At 51.7% G+C, this 17504-nt stretch carries 9 protein-coding genes; 8 read left to right on the top strand and 1 reads right to left on the bottom strand.

Annotated features, from left to right (window positions below):
- The first annotated feature begins 40 nt into the window (after positions 1–40).
- The 4 genes from JIN87_RS06155 (at position 41) to JIN87_RS06140 (ending at position 8931) form a co-directional block, all read left to right on the top strand.
- Complete coding sequence (locus tag JIN87_RS06155) at positions 41–2305, top strand: glycoside hydrolase family 3 N-terminal domain-containing protein (RefSeq protein ID WP_200354661.1); 2265 nt, start codon at positions 41–43, stop codon at positions 2303–2305.
- 309 nt (positions 2306–2614) lie between these two features.
- Positions 2615–5932 carry a TonB-dependent receptor plug domain-containing protein gene (locus tag JIN87_RS06150; protein ID WP_200354660.1) on the top strand — a complete coding sequence of 1106 codons (3318 nt, stop codon included), beginning with the start codon at positions 2615–2617 and terminating at the stop codon, positions 5930–5932.
- A 148-nt stretch (positions 5933–6080) separates the two neighbouring features.
- Entirely contained in the window at positions 6081–7436 is a 1356-nt protein-coding gene (locus JIN87_RS06145) for an MFS transporter (RefSeq protein WP_200354659.1), read from the top strand.
- 109 nt (positions 7437–7545) lie between these two features.
- Entirely contained in the window at positions 7546–8931 is a 1386-nt protein-coding gene (locus tag JIN87_RS06140) for a cellulase family glycosylhydrolase (protein ID WP_200354658.1), read from the top strand.
- A 46-nt stretch (positions 8932–8977) separates the two neighbouring features.
- On the opposite strand, the gene JIN87_RS06135 is transcribed toward JIN87_RS06140, so the two are convergent.
- A complete protein-coding gene (locus tag JIN87_RS06135) occupies positions 8978–9886 on the bottom strand; it encodes an AraC family transcriptional regulator (protein ID WP_200354657.1) in 909 nt (302 codons plus the stop codon).
- 186 nt (positions 9887–10072) lie between these two features.
- On the opposite strand from JIN87_RS06135, the gene JIN87_RS06130 reads away from it, so the two are divergent.
- From JIN87_RS06130 to JIN87_RS06115, 4 genes are all read left to right on the top strand, one after another.
- Positions 10073–11218 carry a thrombospondin type 3 repeat-containing protein gene (locus JIN87_RS06130; protein ID WP_200354656.1) on the top strand — a complete coding sequence of 382 codons (1146 nt, stop codon included), beginning with the start codon at positions 10073–10075 and terminating at the stop codon, positions 11216–11218.
- A 128-nt stretch (positions 11219–11346) separates the two neighbouring features.
- Positions 11347–14202: an alpha-L-rhamnosidase gene (locus JIN87_RS06125; RefSeq protein ID WP_200354655.1), complete on the top strand. Its 2856-nt coding sequence runs from the start codon at positions 11347–11349 to the stop codon at positions 14200–14202.
- Between the two features lie 136 nt (positions 14203–14338).
- Positions 14339–15769, top strand: coding sequence for a BNR-4 repeat-containing protein (locus JIN87_RS06120; protein ID WP_200354654.1), 1431 nt, complete (start codon positions 14339–14341; stop codon positions 15767–15769).
- A gap of 29 nt (positions 15770–15798) precedes the next feature.
- Complete coding sequence (locus JIN87_RS06115; RefSeq protein WP_200354653.1) at positions 15799–17376, top strand: sulfatase; 1578 nt, start codon at positions 15799–15801, stop codon at positions 17374–17376.
- Positions 17377–17504: the final 128 nt, after the last annotated feature.

The following is a 17504-nucleotide window of genomic DNA, read 5'->3' as shown; positions in this document are numbered from 1 at the left end:
GAGACGTTTCTCAAAAATTTGAATACAACACACTTTCGTAATGAAAACCCAATCTGAATTGTATCGAGATCCGAACGCTTCAATTGAAGAGCGTGTTGAGGATCTAATCTCCAGAATGACCTTGGCCGAGAAAGCGGCTCAGGTGCAGGCGGTCAGTCTGCGCGACTCAACGGCGGCAGAAGAAGGCGGAATCGTGCAAGCGGTTCGGGACGGTATTTCTGAGGGGATTGGCCAAATCGAGAACACCTTTGATCCTCGTACGCCCATCGAGAGCGTGAGGGAGGTCAATGATCTGCAACGGATTTTACTCGAGGAAACGCGTCTGGGTGTCCCGGCTTTGATCGGCAGCGAGTGCGCCCACGGACACGCCGGACAGGAATCGACCATCCTTCCGGTGCCGATTGCAATGGCCTCGAGTTGGAATGTAGAGCTCGTGGAAAAAGCCTTCGACGTAGCAGGGCGCGAAGCCAGAGCACGCGGCGCGCATGAAGCCCATACGCCGGTCTTGGATCTCGGACGGGATCCACGCTGGGGGCGCATAGAGGAGACGCTTGGCGAAGATACGCATCTCGTGACGCAAATGGGACTCGCAGCGGTCTCCGGACTCCAGGGCGGCCGCGATGGCGACCCAGGCAGCACCCATGTCATCTCCGCTCCGAAACATTTTGCGGGTTACGGTCAGGTCGTGGGCGGACGTAACTTTGCGGCGACTCCGATCGACAGCCTGACGATGGCGGACGAAGTTTACCCGCCGTTCAAGGCAGTGGTTCAGGAGGCTAAGGCCCGCGGCATGATGGCATCGCACTGTGAGGTCGATGGGGTTCCTGCCCACGGAAATCGACGTTTGCTCACTGATCTCCTCAGGGAGAAATGGGGCTTCAACGGGTATGTGGTTTCTGACTACAACGATGTGCCGCGTCTCGAGTTTTTTCAACGTGTCGCGGAGACAGTTGAAGATGCCTGTGACATGGCCTTGACCGCCGGGATGGATATGGATTTGCCTGTCGGAGCTGGTTACGCGAACTTGATCAAGGCGATCGAGATTCGGCCCGAATTAGAGAAGGAGCTCGATGTAAGTGTGAGGCGGATACTCAGTCTCAAGTTCGAGCTAGGCCTATTTGAGAATCCGTTTGTCGACGAGCAAGCGGTTCAGGAGATCGTCGATTGCGCGGAGCATCGCAAGGTAGCGGAAGACATCGCTCTGGAATCGATCGTGATGTTGCGAAACGAGGGGGGCATTCTCCCTCTGAAGAAAGCGGCTCTTCGCAAAGTCGCAGTTGTCGGTCCGAACGCGGACTCGAAGCAGGTTGGCAACTATACCGTGGGACGTTCGGAAATTAGCAGCTTCCTTGACGGCATCAAGGGGGCTGCCGGCGATGATCTCGAAATCTCCCATGCTCGCGGTTGCTCGATCGCGGAGCTTGGTTGGGATGGATCGCAAACGACCTTGTCCCAAAAGACTTTGGCCGAGGAAGAGGACTCGATCGAGAAGGCTGTCGCACTCGCATCCGCCGCCGATGTGGCAGTCGTCTGTGTGGGCGGTACTACCGAAACCAGCCGCGAAGCGTTTTATGTGGATGGTATCAAGGGAGATCGTGCCACGCTCGACCTGCTCGGCAATCAGCTGGAGTTGGTGAAGCGAGTGGTCGAGACCGGGACGCCAACTGTGGTTGTGCTGCAAGGGGGACGACCTTATTCGATCCCTGAGATCGCTGGTATGTCGGTGGCCTTGTTGAACACGTTTTATCTTGGACAAGCCAATGGTGACGCCTTGGCCAAAGTGCTCTTTGGCGACTGTAGCCCGAGTGGGCGCTTGCCGGTGACGATTGCCCGCTCAGTCGGTCAATTGCCGATGTACTACTCGCAGAAGAGAATCTCGTTCTACAAGGATTATTTGGATGAGGAGCCTGGACCGCTGTATCCGTTTGGTTTTGGACTGTCGTATACTGAATTTGAATACTCTGAGTTACGACTCAAGTCAGTGCAGGTTCCTATGTCGGAAACTGTGGAGCTATCGCTGAAAATCCGAAACAAGGGTGCGTGTGATGGTCAGGAGGTTGTGCAGGTCTATCTGCGGGATCGAGTCGCCTCTGTTGTTAGGCCAGATAAGTTGCTCGTGTTCTTTAAGAAGGTTTTTCTCGAGGTGGGTGCGGAGACTACGATTAAGATCGTTTTGTGTCCTGAAAAACACATGTCATTTTCTGGGCGAACTGGAGAGCGAATTGTTGAAAAAGGCTGGTTTGACCTGGAAATAGGGGGATCTTCAGTCGATATTTCGCTTCGAAGCTCCTTCGAGTTAGTTTAGTTTCTCACGTTTGAATGCAAAAGTACAAAGGATTTGTTGCTCGTCCATTGCAAATTGAGACCGTTTTGGGCTAGTATCGCAGCGTGTTATTGCTCCTCTACGCTGCTCGGAATAATCTGAGCTGCTTACCCTTTTGATGTATCCATTGCGCGGATCTATGAATGTAGGTATTCGTGAAAAAGATTCTCATTTGTGGTAGGGTGTAGTGGGGGTAGAGCGCCTACCTATCTTCAGCTTCTTTGATCTTTGACGCATTTGCTGTCTGCTTTGTATCCGGATCATAGCTGATACTACCCTAATGACTGAACTATGAAAACAACGACCCGTTTCGAGCAGCGTTTGCTGCTCTCGGCGATTATCGCCTTTCCTTGCTCGATTGCCCATGCGCAAGATACTGACAAAGAGGAAGACATATTTGAGCTTTCTCCCTTTGAGGTGACAGCAGATGACAGCTCGGGCTACCGAGCGAATTCTACCCTGGCAGGCTCTCGCCTGAATACGGAGCTTAAGGATGTCGCGGCTTCCGTTTCTGTATTGACGGCTGAATTTCTAGATGACGTTGGAGCTACGGACATCGAGACTGCGTTCTCTTATATTGCGGGCGTGGAAACCGCACTAAATACGGATACTTCCGAAAGAGGTTCTGCGGGTGAACTCGCTGACAGCAATATCAATACTCAGCCGGGTAACAACCGCGTACGCGGTTTAGCTCGAGCAGACGTGACGCGCGACTTTTTCCAGACTGGTAATGGGAATTTGGATCGTTACAATGTCGATCGTATCGCCCTCGTGCGTGGTCCAAATTCGATCTTGTTTGGGTTGGGAAGTCCAGCTGGTATCATCAACTATACTACAAAGAAGGCGACAGTTGGTAAGGACATCAGTCAGATCTCTTTGGGGGTAGACAGCTACGGATCGCTTCGCGCTACGTTTGATTTCAACCGCGCGATTGGTGAGAAGTTTGCCATCCGCCTGATGAAATTGGATGAAAACACCAAGAGCCAGTACGACACTTCGTTTGATAGGGATGACCGTCTCACCTTGTCGCTTCTCGCCAAGCCTTTTAAGGGGGCAAGCATCCACTACAGTTTTGAGATGACCGACAACGATGCGCGTCGTCCGAACTACTCGCTACCAATCGACAATATTTCGCACTGGATGGCAAGTGGTCGTCCTACATGGGACATACGTGACGAGGCGAATGTAGGTGTATTCCCAGCTGAGAACTTTCCGGGTGGGCCTTCGGGTAGCGATAACCCGGCATCACCGGCGACCTTGAACGGAGGGGTAGAGGAGTTTAACAGTCCTTTCCCGTTCTCTAACATTCAGCTATTCATTCCAGGCAGCTCCGATCCAACGGTGCCGTTCATCACGACCAAGTCGGGTACAGGCTATCGCCAGTTCAATGACGATGGAACGCCGAAGGAAGTAAACTTGCAAGAGGAAGGCACGGAACGCGTTCTTGCTCGCAGTCGAAGCGCCTTCGACCAAGTTGATAACTTCATCAACACCAGCGTATCCGATCCACGGATATTTCCGATCTACGATATTAACCTCGCAGCGCTACCGGGTAATAGTCAGAAACGTGAGGGAGAGACGCACCACTTGACGTGGACGCAGAAAATCACAAACGATTTTCACTTCGAGCTATCCGGGTTTCGTGATCGCACGAATAACCTCAATATTTCGCGATTCAACGGGGCGGACCGAGCCGTTTCGATCGATCTAAACCCGGTGTTGCTGGATGGGGTGACTCCGAATCCTGGATACCTGCGTCCCTATATTTCCGGACGTGGCGGCTTGAGCGAATCTGAGAGATTCAGCGAGGCCCATCGTTTCACGATGGCGTACGATCTTGATTTCGCAGATGTGAGCGACAAGCTTGGCTTCCTAGGCCGACACGTATTTTCAGGGATGCTCTTTGACAGCGAGCAGTGGAACACGAGTTTTGGCGGAAGCCCGAGTTCTGTGGTTTCCGACGATATCGAGACGTTTGGTCTGAATCGCTCGATTTATGGTAGCTGGGTGTTTCAAGCTTGGTACTTGGGCGATCCATTTACGCCAGATCAGGACTTCCCGAACTACACGACTTACACGACGCAGGAGATCGATCCAAGCACTCCCATATCCGTCTACCGCGCTACCAACGGCGCTAGCATAAATGATCCTCTTAACTGGAGCTATGCAGATCCCGTTCCGACTCAAACCACCTACAGCCGTGCCTCTTGGGCGGACCTAGACGTGGAAGGTGAGGGGATCACTTGGCAGGGCTACCTTTGGGAAAACAAGATCGCGACTACCTTTGGCTGGCGTGAAGACACGGTGGCTTCGCGTTCTGCCAATCAGGTAAGGGGCGAAGATAGTCTCGTGGACCCTAGCAATCCTGAAATCTGGGGACCTGCCCTTGATGACTCTGAGCCAGCTCAAACCGGTTCGACAGCTACGAAGGGTATCGTATTCCATCCCTTCAAGTGGCTTTCCGTTCACTACAACGAATCTGAGAACTTCGCGGTCAGCCCGACTCGTGTCTATCCAACTCTGGACCCAATCCCGAACTCTTCCGGTGTAGGCGAGGACATAGGCATCGTATTGCGTACGCCTGACAACAAGGTTGAGGTTAAGATCAACAAGTTTGAGTCGTCACAGAAAAACGTGTCCGGTCGTGGTACGCTCGCGAATACAGCTCGTTTTGGAGTGAACACCTATGAGCGTTTCGCTTGGGCGACCATTCGCAACTTCCGAAACAACCGTAACAAGGACTATAACAAAGGTCGTTACATGGAACTTGATGGTCAGCGACTGTCCCAACAGGAGATGGACGATTTCTTCCGTTACGCATGGTTCGATCCGGAAGCCCCGAATAAGGTCGGTCCGAATACGGAAGCTCGCTACTTCTCCCCTGTTAACGTGGATGACACGGTTGATGTGGATGCGACGGGTTACGAGTTGGAATTGACCTATAATCCTACCGAGAATTGGCGTGTGGCCTTCAACGCGACGAAGGTGCAGACGATTCAGGACAACATTGGTCCAGGATTCAACGAGTACGTCGACGCTCGTATCGCTATCTGGGACAAGACTTGGCAGCCATGGTCGCTCTTTGAAGCGGACGGCACGCTTGTTCGTGCGGAAGAGGGAATCCGATTCCAGGACCGTGCATCCAACAAGCTCATGTACGACGAGTTTGTTAACCGTATCTTAGCAGCTCAAAATACTGCGGCAGCGGGTGAGGGTCGGATCAATGTAGGGCAATCTGAATACGCCGCTAACCTCGTGACCAACTACAGCTTCCGTGATGGCAAGTACAAGGGACTGTCCATCGGCGCGAATGTTCGCTGGCGTGAAGGAAATTCGCTTGGGTATCCAATTATTCAGACGGAAAATGGTCCTGCTTCCGATCTCGCCAACCCGTTCATTAGCGATTCGGACTTGAATGTCGGTTTGAATGCCTCCTACCGGAAGAAGATTATTAACGACTCGGTAAATTGGGTTACGCGTCTTCAGGTCAATAATGTGATAGGCGACGACAAGATCGTGCTGAGTGCAATGAATCCGGATGGCACCCCTGCTGCTTACCGTGCGGGACGAGAGAGCTATATCCAGTGGACGAATACTTTTAATTTCTAGCTAATCGATTATTAGACGTTTAGCGTTTGTATTCAAACGGTATCCAGCGGCCTTGCCTGTGATCAGGTGAGGTCGCTTTTGTTCGAAAATGGGTGGGAAGTGCCCCTGTCGCTTGCGACGGAAATCTTTATCATGAATGATTTGAGTTATGAAAAGTGATGATGCGCATCTGCAGTCGGAATCTAGATTGAAGAAGTACTACGGTCCGGGAGGATTCGCGGAGAATATCTCGGTCAACGCGGTTGCTCAGTTGGTGAACCCGATCTTCGCGATCGCCTTGGGAGTCGATCCTGTACTTGTCGGATGGGCGATGGCGATACCCCGATTAGTGGACGCATTTACGGATCCGTTGATGGGGTCGATATCGGACAATTGGAAAGGGCGTTGGGGAAGGAGAAGGCCCTTTATCGCTTTTGGAGCGATCTTTAGTGGACTGTGCGTTGCTGGCCTTTGGTGGACGCCGGAAGCAGCCTCAAAGGACTTCCAGTTTTACTGGCTCGTTTCGTTTCTGCTGATTTCAACGGTCGGTACTACAAGTTTCGCTGTACCTTATGTAGCGCTTGGAATGGAGAGCGCCTCCTCGAAAAATGAGCGCACGGCTTGGATGGCTTGGCGTTCGTTCTTCCATAAACTCTCAGGAGTGGGAGTGCAGTGGATGTATTGGCTGGTGACGCTTTCGCTCTTTGCCGGAACACTCGCAGGAGCTCGAGTTGTCGGCGCGGTGGTTGGGCTTGTGATCGTGATCACGGGGCTGCTGCCAGCCTTGTTCATCAAGGAAGTGGCGCATCCAGCTCAAACGGTAGAACGCGTACCTTTGTTCAAGAGCTGGGGACTTACCTTGCGGGATCGGAACTTCTTGGTTCTCGCGGTCGCCACTGTACTGATTTTTTCCAGTATATTGTTGGTGGATACGCTCGGCTTTTTCCTCATGGTTTACAACGTATTTGGAGGAGACGAAGCGAAGATGGGCTTTTTTAAGGGGATTGGGGGAACGACCTTTCACGTGGTTGGTATCGTTTGCATTCCTCTGATGGCAGCCTTTGCCAAAAAGATTGGTAAAAGGAAGGCCTTCGAGTTTTGCACCGCATCGATTGTAGTTGGCGGTATAATTAAGCTCTTTGTGTATGTGCCGAACGCGGACTGGTGGGTGATCGTGCCTAACTTTTTCTTAGCACCTGGGCTCGTTGCGGTGATCGTGCTCGCTCCGTCGCTAATGGCGGATGTGGCGGCCTATGATGAGCAGCAGCATGGAACCTCGCGACAAGGGATGTATGCTGCGAGTTTAGCGTGGGTTACAAAGCTGGCTCTCTCGCTCACTGCAGTAGGATCTGGATACGTACTCAAAGCTGCGGGTTGGGATCATGATGCTGGAATTGAACAGGCCCCTGGAACCTTTGAGACGATGCGCTGGGTATTCAGTATGGGTACCATCGTACTCGCGATAGCAGCGTCTCTGGTCCTTCGCTTCTACAACTTGGATGATAGAGAGGAGCGGCAAAGCTGAGGCGTTTTTTGTCTCTTGTTGTTGAGGTGGGAAGCGACCTTGTGTCGCGAACTTTAGCTGAGTGATCGCGGCACAAGGCCGCTTCCCACAAGGATCTCGAACTAGAATTATGTTTATACGAATCTTAATTGCATTCCTCGTTATTGCTGCACCGCTCTCGGCGCAGATAAAACACGCCCTTCGTGATTCTCAGGGGCGACATGTCGTTCCGCGTGGTTTTGTTGTGAATACAAACGACGCTTTAGGGCAGATAGAATTCTTTGAGGATGACTATGCTCGCATGACGCGGATGGGAGCTAACTATCAAGTTATCCGCTTGGAGTTGGGACGGATCAGCTCCTTTCCTGGTTGTCAGGTAGAGGAAGAGTATCTTGAGAAACTGGATCGCTTGACGCGGCGTGGTCGTGAGGCGGGCTTGAGCACTGTGTTCAAGCTCACGGTGTATGGTGCTAAAGGTTTCGGATGGGAGGCTTTCTGGGCGAATGAGAAGAATGAACAGGGCATCTATCTTGATGCGTGGAGAGTTATTTGGGAGCGATTCAAGGATGATGAATCGGTGATCGGTTACGACTTGGTGAATGAACCGAGAAAGCTGACCATGGATATATCGTATGATGAACTCACCGAACAGTACTTGATTCCTTACTACGAGCAATTGATCGATGCGGGTATGCAGTACAGTGACTCGAAGTTGTTCTTGTGTCAGACGATATTCATGAACAAAGGGGAGGCGATAGAGTTCAATCAATACGCGGAAATCAAGAAGCCGATCGACCGCCCGAACGTTGTGTTCGCCCCACACATCTATCAAGAACGACTTCCGTACATCGAGCCGACCATGAAGCGTTTTGAAAAGGAATCAGCGATGCTGGATGCTCCGATCCTAATTGGGGAGTGGGGTTTCCCCACTTACCGGAGTGCTGACAGCAGCCTGTCCGAGCAACTTGAATACATTGCTCATTACGCGAAGACAGCAGAGGTCTTTGATCAGATGGGAGTAGGGTCGATCAAGGCGTGGTTTCTGGGGACGCGGAAGTACAATAATTTTCTGCCAGGTGGGGAGTCGACTTGGTCTATCTTTGTAGAAGAGCGAGCGGCGGGAACCGTTGAGCGTAAGTACATAACGGACATTATCTGTCGCCCTTATCCGCAGGCTATTGCGGGAGATATCCACTCCTTCATGTTTCACCACGCGACGCGTACCCTCGAGGTGAATATTAAGACTGATAATAGCAGAGGCGCTTCACGCATTTACGTTGCGGCTGATCGCCATTATCCGGATGGTTTTTCAATCCATTGTGGCGACGATCTTATTTTGGCAAAGAGTCCGCTTGGGAACGGTCAGCTGAGTGTGCTCAAGGCTCCTGCGAACAGCGCTCCAGCTGACTTTGTTTGGAATGACGCGACTCAACAGTTGATCGTGCTTCGCTGGCCAGTTGATGGTGTCGAGACCACGCTTAAGATTACGCCGGGTATTGCTCTGCTGGACGACTAGGTCGTTGGAGGTCGCAATACGGCAATGACGGAGCATTGCCCTCCTATCAGTCCGACGCCAAGCGTATCGGGCCGTGGCTGGTCCGGAAGGCGGTGGGGGAGACTTTGAGGTGTCGGCGGAAGAGTTTCGAGAAATGGTAGGGATCGGAGATGCCAACTGCTTGGCCAACTTCTGCGATGGAGCGGGTGGTGCTAAGTAGGAGTTCGCAAGCCTGTTTAAGTTGGCGGTTGATGATATAGTGCTTCGCGGAAATTCCCATGTGGTTGCGGAAGAGCTTTAGCACGTGGGAGCGGCTGCGGCCAATCATGTCAGCCAATTCGGATACAGTGATCGATCGCATGTAACGTGCCTCGACGTGGGCGACCATGCGGAGCAGCTCTTCTGGGTAGTTCTGAGCTTCGACGTTTTCAGCGCTTTTGAGATGCATCAGTTCGCCAACAAGGAGGTTACCTAGCTGGCGAAACTCGGTTTCGTTGGCCCCCTTGTTTCGGAGATAGCTGCGAATAATGTAGTCGAGAAGGAGGGCAATGTTGTCTCCTACCTTAATCTTGAAGTGAACGACGTCCTCGAGTCCCGGCCAGTTGGCGTCAGCTCGATCGGGGGAGTCGAATTCTTCATCTGAGCGTTGATGGGGAACGTTCGGGATCCACTTTGCTCCTTGCCGGTAGTAGGGTACGAGGTGCACGTGGCCGGTGAACATCGGGTCGTTTTTGTCAGGCTGATACTTGATGGTTCTATTCCAAGGGAGCAGGTAAAGATCCTGTGCCTCGAGGGGGTATTCAGTGCCATTTACCACAAATGATCCTTTTCCGCTTTTGCACCAAAAGAAACCTCTGCTCTGGACGCAGGGGTTGTTGAAAAAGCGACTTCCGGAAAACTGGAGGTAGCCGGCTCTGCAAACGGCTGGGTCGATTAGGGGGCCATCGGTTTCGAAGCTAGGGGAATCGAGTGACATAGATTCATTTGTACATTCAATAGGTTCTCTGTCTATCCTGTTTTCTTTTGTTTGGAATTCTTGGTTTTCCTCATTGATACAAGCCTTTCCGAGTTCCTTGGGTCGAGAGCGGCGCGGTCGTTCTCTCATACTGTTAGGCTAGGGGCTTGTTGTTAAGCGGGCCCTTTTTTTTGCGAGACGTTTCGTATGAAGATCCCATACCTCAAATTCAGACCTTTTTGTTTTGTCCTCCTTCTCTCGTTGGGATTTGGAGCTGCTTCACCGCTTAATGCATCTGTTTTCTCAGATCTGGACGAGGGGTTCAATCCGGAGGAAGCGGATGTGTTTTTGGAAAATGACGGGGTTGTTGTGATGGAAGTGGAATCTATGTCACATGATCCGGAGCATTGGGATTTAGAGACATCGATTGATGGATACAGCGGTTCCGGGTACCTGGTGGGTAAAACGGACACTTTCAAAAAGGGTGGGCTCGGTAAATTGCGATATCCGTTCAAGGTGGAAACCTCGGGAGTTTACCAGCTGAACTGGAAGGTGAGGATCACAACTGGTGACCACCGCGGCGAACACAATGATGCGTTTGCGAGAATTCTGGATTCAGAAGAAAACCTTTTGGATACAGTGAACCACGAAAATGAGCGCGATGCGGACCCGAATTGGTACAAGGTGTTCATGAACCGACTTGGGCAATGGTCCTATGACTCCAAGAATTTGGATGGAGTGGGGGTCGCGCTCGCTTGGGATCTGGAAGCAGGCAAAACGTACTATTTTGAAATCTCGGTGAGATCGGCCGGTGCCGGGTTAGATCGTATCGTCCTATGGAATCAATCACTGCAGAATTTTGGTGACAAGGTAACGGGGCGGGTGGCGTCAGAAGCTCCTATGGACGCTCTATCTGAGTCTAAGCGTAATGTAGAAGTCGATACGGATGGGGATGGACTCCCGGACACGTTTGAAGAGCGCTACGCTGATTTGTCGCTTGAAGCGGATTCCGATCCGGATGGTGACGGACTAAGCAATGGGATGGAATATGTCTTGGGGACTGATCCTAGGAGTCCGTCGGAAGGAATTAGAGTAGAGCAGGCTTTTGTGGATGGGGCGCGTTATCTCGATTACTCATACTCTTTCTCTGAGGAAGCCGTTTCCTTCTATCGGATTGTGCCAGCGTACTCGCTTGATCTAGGTGCTTGGGCTGAAAACGATTCTCTTGGCGGTGTGCAAGACATTGTCGAATCGGGAGTTGAAGGAGTTTCGATTGCTAGAATGAGAATGCCGGTTTCTGCAGTCGACGATGCTTTCTTTATGAAGCTTCGGATCGAACGTGTTGCTGAGTGAGCCTGATTAAATGCAGTATATTCTCCCACGAAGGGCACGAATGAACACGAAGAAGTACGGCCAAACAGTGGGGACTCTTCGTGCGATCTTGGTGGGCCATTACTGATCCTGAGTTTCGACTTTTTTCTATGAATCGTTTTTTTCTTATCTCAGCAATTTTCCTCGTTTTTGCCTCGCTACTTTCCTCGGCTCCGCTCGCTGTCGTCGATCTGAAGAGTGAGCATCTCGAAAATCCAATCCAGCTTGACGTGGAGCGACCTCAACTGAGTTGGAAGCTTGTTGCTGAATCCAATTCTGACCGCGGTCGAGGGCAGAGTGCTTACCGTGTACTTGTAGCATCTAGTAAGGAACTGCTTCAGGAAGAGAGAGGCGATCTCTGGGATAGTGGACGGGTCGAGAGTGACGATTCTGTTTTAATCAGATATGCGGGAGAAGCCTTGGTGAGTCGGCAGGCGTGTTATTGGAAGGTGCGTGTCTGGGATGAGTCTGGTGTCGAGAGCGACTGGTCAAAGCATGCTCGATGGACTATGGCTTTGCTTGAGGTTGAGGATTGGGAGGGTTCCGATTGGATCGGACTAGGCGAGGATACACGAACGTCATCTCTTGCTGAGCGCGAGTTTGTCGCTCCTCGTGACAGCCCCGGTATGATGCGCTCCTATGCTTCGCCTTTGCTTAGGAAGGAGATCGTGCTTTCCAAGCCAATCGCGCGAGCGATGGCTTATGTCGCGGGAGTTGGCTACAGTGAATTCTATCTGAATGGAGAAAAGGTCGGAGACGCAGTCTTGGATCCCGGGCAGACGAACTACGAGACACATACGCTCTATGTGACGCACGACATCACTGATGCTCTCCGAAAAGGGCGAAATGCCTTGGGACTTTGGCTTGGTAGTGGGTTCTTCGGACAGAATGTTGCTTGGAAACACGATTTTGATTACGGTCAACCACGAGCCCGAGCGAAGCTTTTTGTGGAATACGAAGATGGTACGAGCGAGGTGTTTGGTACGGATGCGAGTTGGAAAGCAACGGTTAGCCCGATAGTCTTCGATAACGTGTATTGGGGGGAAACCTACGATGCTCGACTAGAGATTCCAGAATGGGCCTCGGTTGCTTGCGATGAGAGTGAATGGCAAGACGCAGTAGTATTGGAGGAACCGTGTCCAACTGATCGGCTGCGTTCGCAGTTGATCGCTCCTATTCGAGTGCAGCGTGAAATCGAGGCTGTGGAAGTAAAGGATGTTGGAAATGGAACGTATGTAGTCGACTTTGGGGAGAATCTAGCCGGTTGGGTAGCGATTGATGTAGAGCTCGAAGCGGGTGAGATTCTAACGCTCACCGCAGGCGAGGTTATGGAGCCGGACGGAATTACTGTGAATACTGGAACTTCCGGTGGAGCTCCTGGCAGAAAACAGGAAATGATCTATGTAGGGAAGGGCGAGGGGCGTGAGCGCTGGAGTCCTCGTTTCTCGTATCACGGTTTTCAGTACGTGGAGGTGAGTGGACTGCGCTCTCCTCCGAAGAAGAGTGATTTCACCGCGAAGCTTGTCCACAGCGAGATTGAAACGACTGGAAGCTTCTCGTGTTCTGAGGAGACTCTGAACAGACAGTACGAGATCACTCAGAGGACCCTGGAAGCCAACTGGCATTCGATTCCGGAGGACTGTCCAGCTCGTGAGAAATGTGGGTGGCTAGGCGACGCCCACGCCACCTCCGATATCAGTTTTTATGGTTACGACATGACTCGCTTCCTCGGGAAGTACCTTCGCGATATCGAAGATAGTCTGAAGACGAATGCACGCTACGATCAGGTAGTTGGGCATGGCCCGGGAATTCCCACTTTTGTTGCCCCAGGTAAGCGTGTTACGGATCGTCCTGCGGAGATCGATTGGGCGGTGGCCTATGTTATCCTTAATTGGGACCTGTATTTACACACTGGTGACGTCGATGTCTTCGCTAGGCATTACCAGAACATCAAGAACTTCGTCGCCTACTTTGAGTCGATGCGTGGCCCTAACGAAATCTTGCCCAGTGGCTTAGGCGACTGGTGCCCACCGCTATGGGATCGCAAGCACGCTCCTGAGTACATGCTTTGCCACCCTCATGTTTCGGGGACGGCCTTTTTCTACAGGACTCTGCAAATCGCGGGCGACATGGCCGAGGTCTTTGGAGATAAAGTGTATGGCGATTATTGCTCGAAGCTCGCTGCCGATGTGAAGGATGCCTTCAACGAAGCTTACCTAGTTGAAGGAGGAGCGGAGGACTCGCTTTTCTACGGCAGTCAAACTGCCACCGTGATGGCTCTCAAGTTTGGCATGGTTCCAGAAGAAAGAATCGACGCGGTGGTTCGTGGACTCGTTCACGATATAGAGGTAGAGCACCAAGGACACTACACTGTAGGGATTCACGGACTGCGGCATATCTACACGGTGTTGTCGGACTATGGGCATGAAGCGTTGGTTGCTCGCATGCTCGTCGACCGGAGCTTTCCCGGCCCGGGATATTTGGTGGATCATGGCTTTTCTACGTGGCCGGAGCGACAGTTCAATTGGGACGAGGAGCCTCGGTATAGGAACTCGATGAATCACCCCATGCAAGGCGGCTTCGCAGCATTTTTCTACGAGGGAGTTGGAGGCATACGTCCTTTGTACGAAGGTGCGGGATACAAAACCTTTGAACTACGTCCGCGACTGACAAGGGAGTTGGAGTGGGCCCGTGTTTCCAAGGAAACACCTTATGGAATTATCAAGAGCGACTGGAAACGAACCAGAGGCGGTCTGGCATGGGAAATAGAGGTTCCTATCAACTCAACGGGAGTAGTTTACCTACCAGTTGCCGATCTGCGAAAGGTCACTGAATCTGGCATGCCGCTCTCTCAGGTTGATGGAGTACTTAGCGTAGAACCCGCGCTTGATGCGAGACGAGATAGCCTGAAAGTTACTTTAGGATCTGGCCGATACTCGTTTCTTGTCGGAAAGGAGTCGATCTAAGAGGGGCTCTCTATCGGTGTGCATTAGGGCGTGTCTTAAGCGGTCCCGTCGTCTACATATGTATCGAACCAGACTCAGCTGCTTTCCGTTTCTTTAGTCCTAAGCTCGATTGGTCGCTTTTAGAATGAATTACCCTATGACTCGTTTACTCCTTAAAACCATTACTACGACGCTCGTTTGTGCGGCTTTGTGTTCCTGCAATGTTGGCAAGGTCGAATTGATTGACTCCGTAAAAATCTCCGATTTAGGGCTCTATTTCGATGGGCAGAAGGTGAAGCCGAAGGATGGTTTCGACTATCCAGATAGTCCGAAGTACGACTACGCTTATGGACCGAGGATCACCCCGCATGGCGATTGTATCGAGGTTTACGGGGACTATGTGTTCATGACCTGGTACAAAGGTCCGGAGGCGGTAAGAAACGTAATGCTATCGCGATACAACATGAAGACAGGTTCGCTCGTCACGGTAGAGTTCGATCATCGACATACGGGATTTGTGAACAACCCGCACATCGGCGAATCGCATAATACGATCGCAGTGGGAATCTGTCCGATCGACGATACGATTCACCTGCTCTATGATATGCATGCCTATGGGCCGACGAAGCCGCTCAATGGGACATTGAGTAACGACTATTTCCGCTATCAAATTTCGGAGAAGGGTGCTGCTGTCGCATCGGATGAGCAGTTTTCCAAGCAACTGTTTGGACCGAAGCGACTGTACCTAAAGAAAGGGGAAGACTATACGCATCTCACGTATCCATATTTTCATATAAATGAGAAAGATGAGCTTTTTGTCCGAATTCGTCGTGGTGGCCACAACAACGGTAAATACATGCTGGCGAAATATGATGGAGAGTCTTGGAGCGATTTCTGGGATTTTAACATCCTCTCGGCAAGCGAGCATGGGCACCCGCATGACTGGGGGCTCTATGGCGATTTGAAGTTCGAGAATGGAAAACTGCGAGCCGGCTTCGAGACGCGTCTAGCGATCGAAACCGACAAGTATAAGTACAACAATGGGTTCCACTACGCTTACTCGAACGACCCGGAAGGGCGAGGTGAGTGGTTTACGCATAAGGGTGAACCCGTGGCGTTGCCGATCATCGATCCTACACCTCTAAAGTTCTATGAACCGGGGGATCTTTATCCGGATGCAGAGCCGAATTCGCTCTATCTCACGCAGGGTACGGACTGGACGGTAACCGAAGATGACTCGATTCACTTCATCAACGACGCTCGTCACAACGGTAAGTCGATAGATGTCCACGCGTACAAAAAAGCGGGTGAGAAAGAGTTTAAGGTGTCCACCGAAGTTCCGGGCGGGCAGTTGTATTCAGTGGGCAGTACGGTTTACCTCATAGGGTTGGAAAATGGATACCCGTATGTTTCCGCTGCTCAAGGGGGAACGAACGACTGGAAGGTCATTTACCAAGCGGCTGAAGGGCCGTTGTTCAAGCATGGAAATGCTATAATCCGGGACGGAAAACTCTACTATTTCCTCATGGAGAACGGTGAGGGAAGTGCTCAGCCAATCCATCTCTTGATCTATGATCTCGGACTCTAGGAGTCGCTTCACCTTTATTCGTTTTTGATATGAAGAATTCGATGTCGTTAGTTTTGTTGGTGTTTTCGTTGATGGCACAACTCGTGTCAGCTGAGACGGTAGTAGATGAGAAGAAACCAAATGTTCTCCTCATCGTGGTGGACGACCTTGGCTGGAAGGATCTCTCGGTCCAGGGCAGTTCCTTCTACGAGACGCCGAATATAGATGAACTCGCAGCTGGTGGAGTGCGTTTCCTAAATGGCTACGCGAGTTGCCAGGTATGCAGTCCCTCGAGGGCGAGTCTGATGACTGGGCAGTATCCAGCTCGTATGAATACAACCGATTGGTTTGGTGCAAAGGCGGGTACGGATTGGAAACGAAATACGAAGCTGCTTCCTGCGGAGTACATAGAGCGACTCGATCACGAACGTACCACAATTGCAGAAGCGTTCCAAGAAGGTGGATACACGACTTTTTTTGCTGGCAAATGGCATCTGGGAAAAGATCCGTCGGATTGGCCTGAGCATCACGGCTACGACATAAACGTAGGCGGATTCAATAAAGGATCCCCTCCGGGAGGCTTTTTCTCCCCGCACAATAATCCGCGAATGGAAGATAAGGATCCGGGTGAGTACTTGCCTCTGCGACTCGCGGATGAAACGGCAGATTTTATACGGAGCAATGGAGACGAACCTTTTTTTGCGACACTCTGTTTCTACGCGGTTCATGCTCCACTACAGACAACTGAGGCGCTTTGGGAAAAGTACCGGAAGAAGGCGGAGGCGCAGCCTCAACCCACAAGCCGATTGGAGATCGAACGGCGTCGCCCCATTCGAGTTGTGCAGGACAACCCGATTTACGGCGGCCTTGTTGAAGCGATGGATACAGCGGTAGGACGTGTCCTCGATGCGATCGAAGAAGCGGGCCAGACCGAGAATACCATCGTGCTCTTCACCTCCGATCATGGAGGTGTGTCTTCAGGTGATAATTGGGCGACTTCCAATCTTCCGCTCCGGGGAGGCAAGGGCTACCAGTGGGAAGGCGGGCTTCGTGTTCCGTTTATCGTTTCCTGGCCGGGTAACATTGAGCCGATGATAAATCTGGATACACCGGTGATTGGGACTGATGTTTACCCAACCCTCCTAGAATTAGCAGGATTGCCCGCTCGCTTCGAGGAGCACGTCGATGGTGAAAGCATCGCCCCCGTGTTGCGTGGAGAGTCGTTTCCGGAACGTTCGCTGTTTTGGCATTATCCGCACTACGGAAATCAAGGGGGAGATCCGAGTTCCGTTGTTCAATTCAAGGACTGGAAGCTGATCCATTATCATGAAGGCGATCCGGACGAGCTGTTTTATTTGGCCGATGATCCGATGGAATCGCGAGATCTAGCTCAGCGTTATCCCGATAAGGTTCGCGAGCTCCGCGAGCTGTTGGACAAATGGTTGCTAGATGTTGATGCGCAGTTCCCGACTGAAAATCCGAACTTCGACAAAGAAGCCTTTGCCAAGAGCCAAGTGAGAAAGGTCGAGGTAGAGCTACCGAAACGAGAGAAGGAAGCCGCGGCAATTCTTCACCCTGACTATGAGCCGGAAACCTCTTGGTGGGGGAGCAAGGTAAAAGCCGATTAGGACGAGACTAAAAGGGGCTCTCGGTAGGGCTGACTGGCCCAGTCAGCCGCAATGCACATTGGCGTCAACTTAAGTTCTCCATCTGGGTGACGAGTCTGTCCCATCGCTCCAAAGTGTTGCGTCTTTTG

Origin of the sequence: Pelagicoccus mobilis (assembly GCF_016595505.1) — a bacterium.
Classification (GTDB): domain Bacteria; phylum Verrucomicrobiota; class Verrucomicrobiia; order Opitutales; family Opitutaceae; genus Pelagicoccus; species Pelagicoccus mobilis.
The sequence above is the reverse complement of the archived record's forward strand: the minus strand, read 5'-3'. Positions and strand labels throughout refer to the sequence as shown.

Coding starts and splice junctions, on each gene's coding strand:
- JIN87_RS06125 (WP_200354655.1), top strand. CDS start 11,347: ATGAATCGTTTTTTTCTTATCTCAGCAATTTTCCTCGTTTTTGCCTCG.
- JIN87_RS06130 (WP_200354656.1), top strand. CDS start 10,073: ATGAAGATCCCATACCTCAAATTCAGACCTTTTTGTTTTGTCCTCCTT.
- JIN87_RS06120 (WP_200354654.1), top strand. CDS start 14,339: ATGACTCGTTTACTCCTTAAAACCATTACTACGACGCTCGTTTGTGCG.
- JIN87_RS06150 (WP_200354660.1), top strand. CDS start 2,615: ATGAAAACAACGACCCGTTTCGAGCAGCGTTTGCTGCTCTCGGCGATT.
- JIN87_RS06140 (WP_200354658.1), top strand. CDS start 7,546: ATGTTTATACGAATCTTAATTGCATTCCTCGTTATTGCTGCACCGCTC.
- JIN87_RS06115 (WP_200354653.1), top strand. CDS start 15,799: ATGAAGAATTCGATGTCGTTAGTTTTGTTGGTGTTTTCGTTGATGGCA.
- JIN87_RS06145 (WP_200354659.1), top strand. CDS start 6,081: ATGAAAAGTGATGATGCGCATCTGCAGTCGGAATCTAGATTGAAGAAG.
- JIN87_RS06155 (WP_200354661.1), top strand. CDS start 41: ATGAAAACCCAATCTGAATTGTATCGAGATCCGAACGCTTCAATTGAA.
- JIN87_RS06135 (WP_200354657.1), bottom strand. CDS start 9,886: ATGTCACTCGATTCCCCTAGCTTCGAAACCGATGGCCCCCTAATCGAC.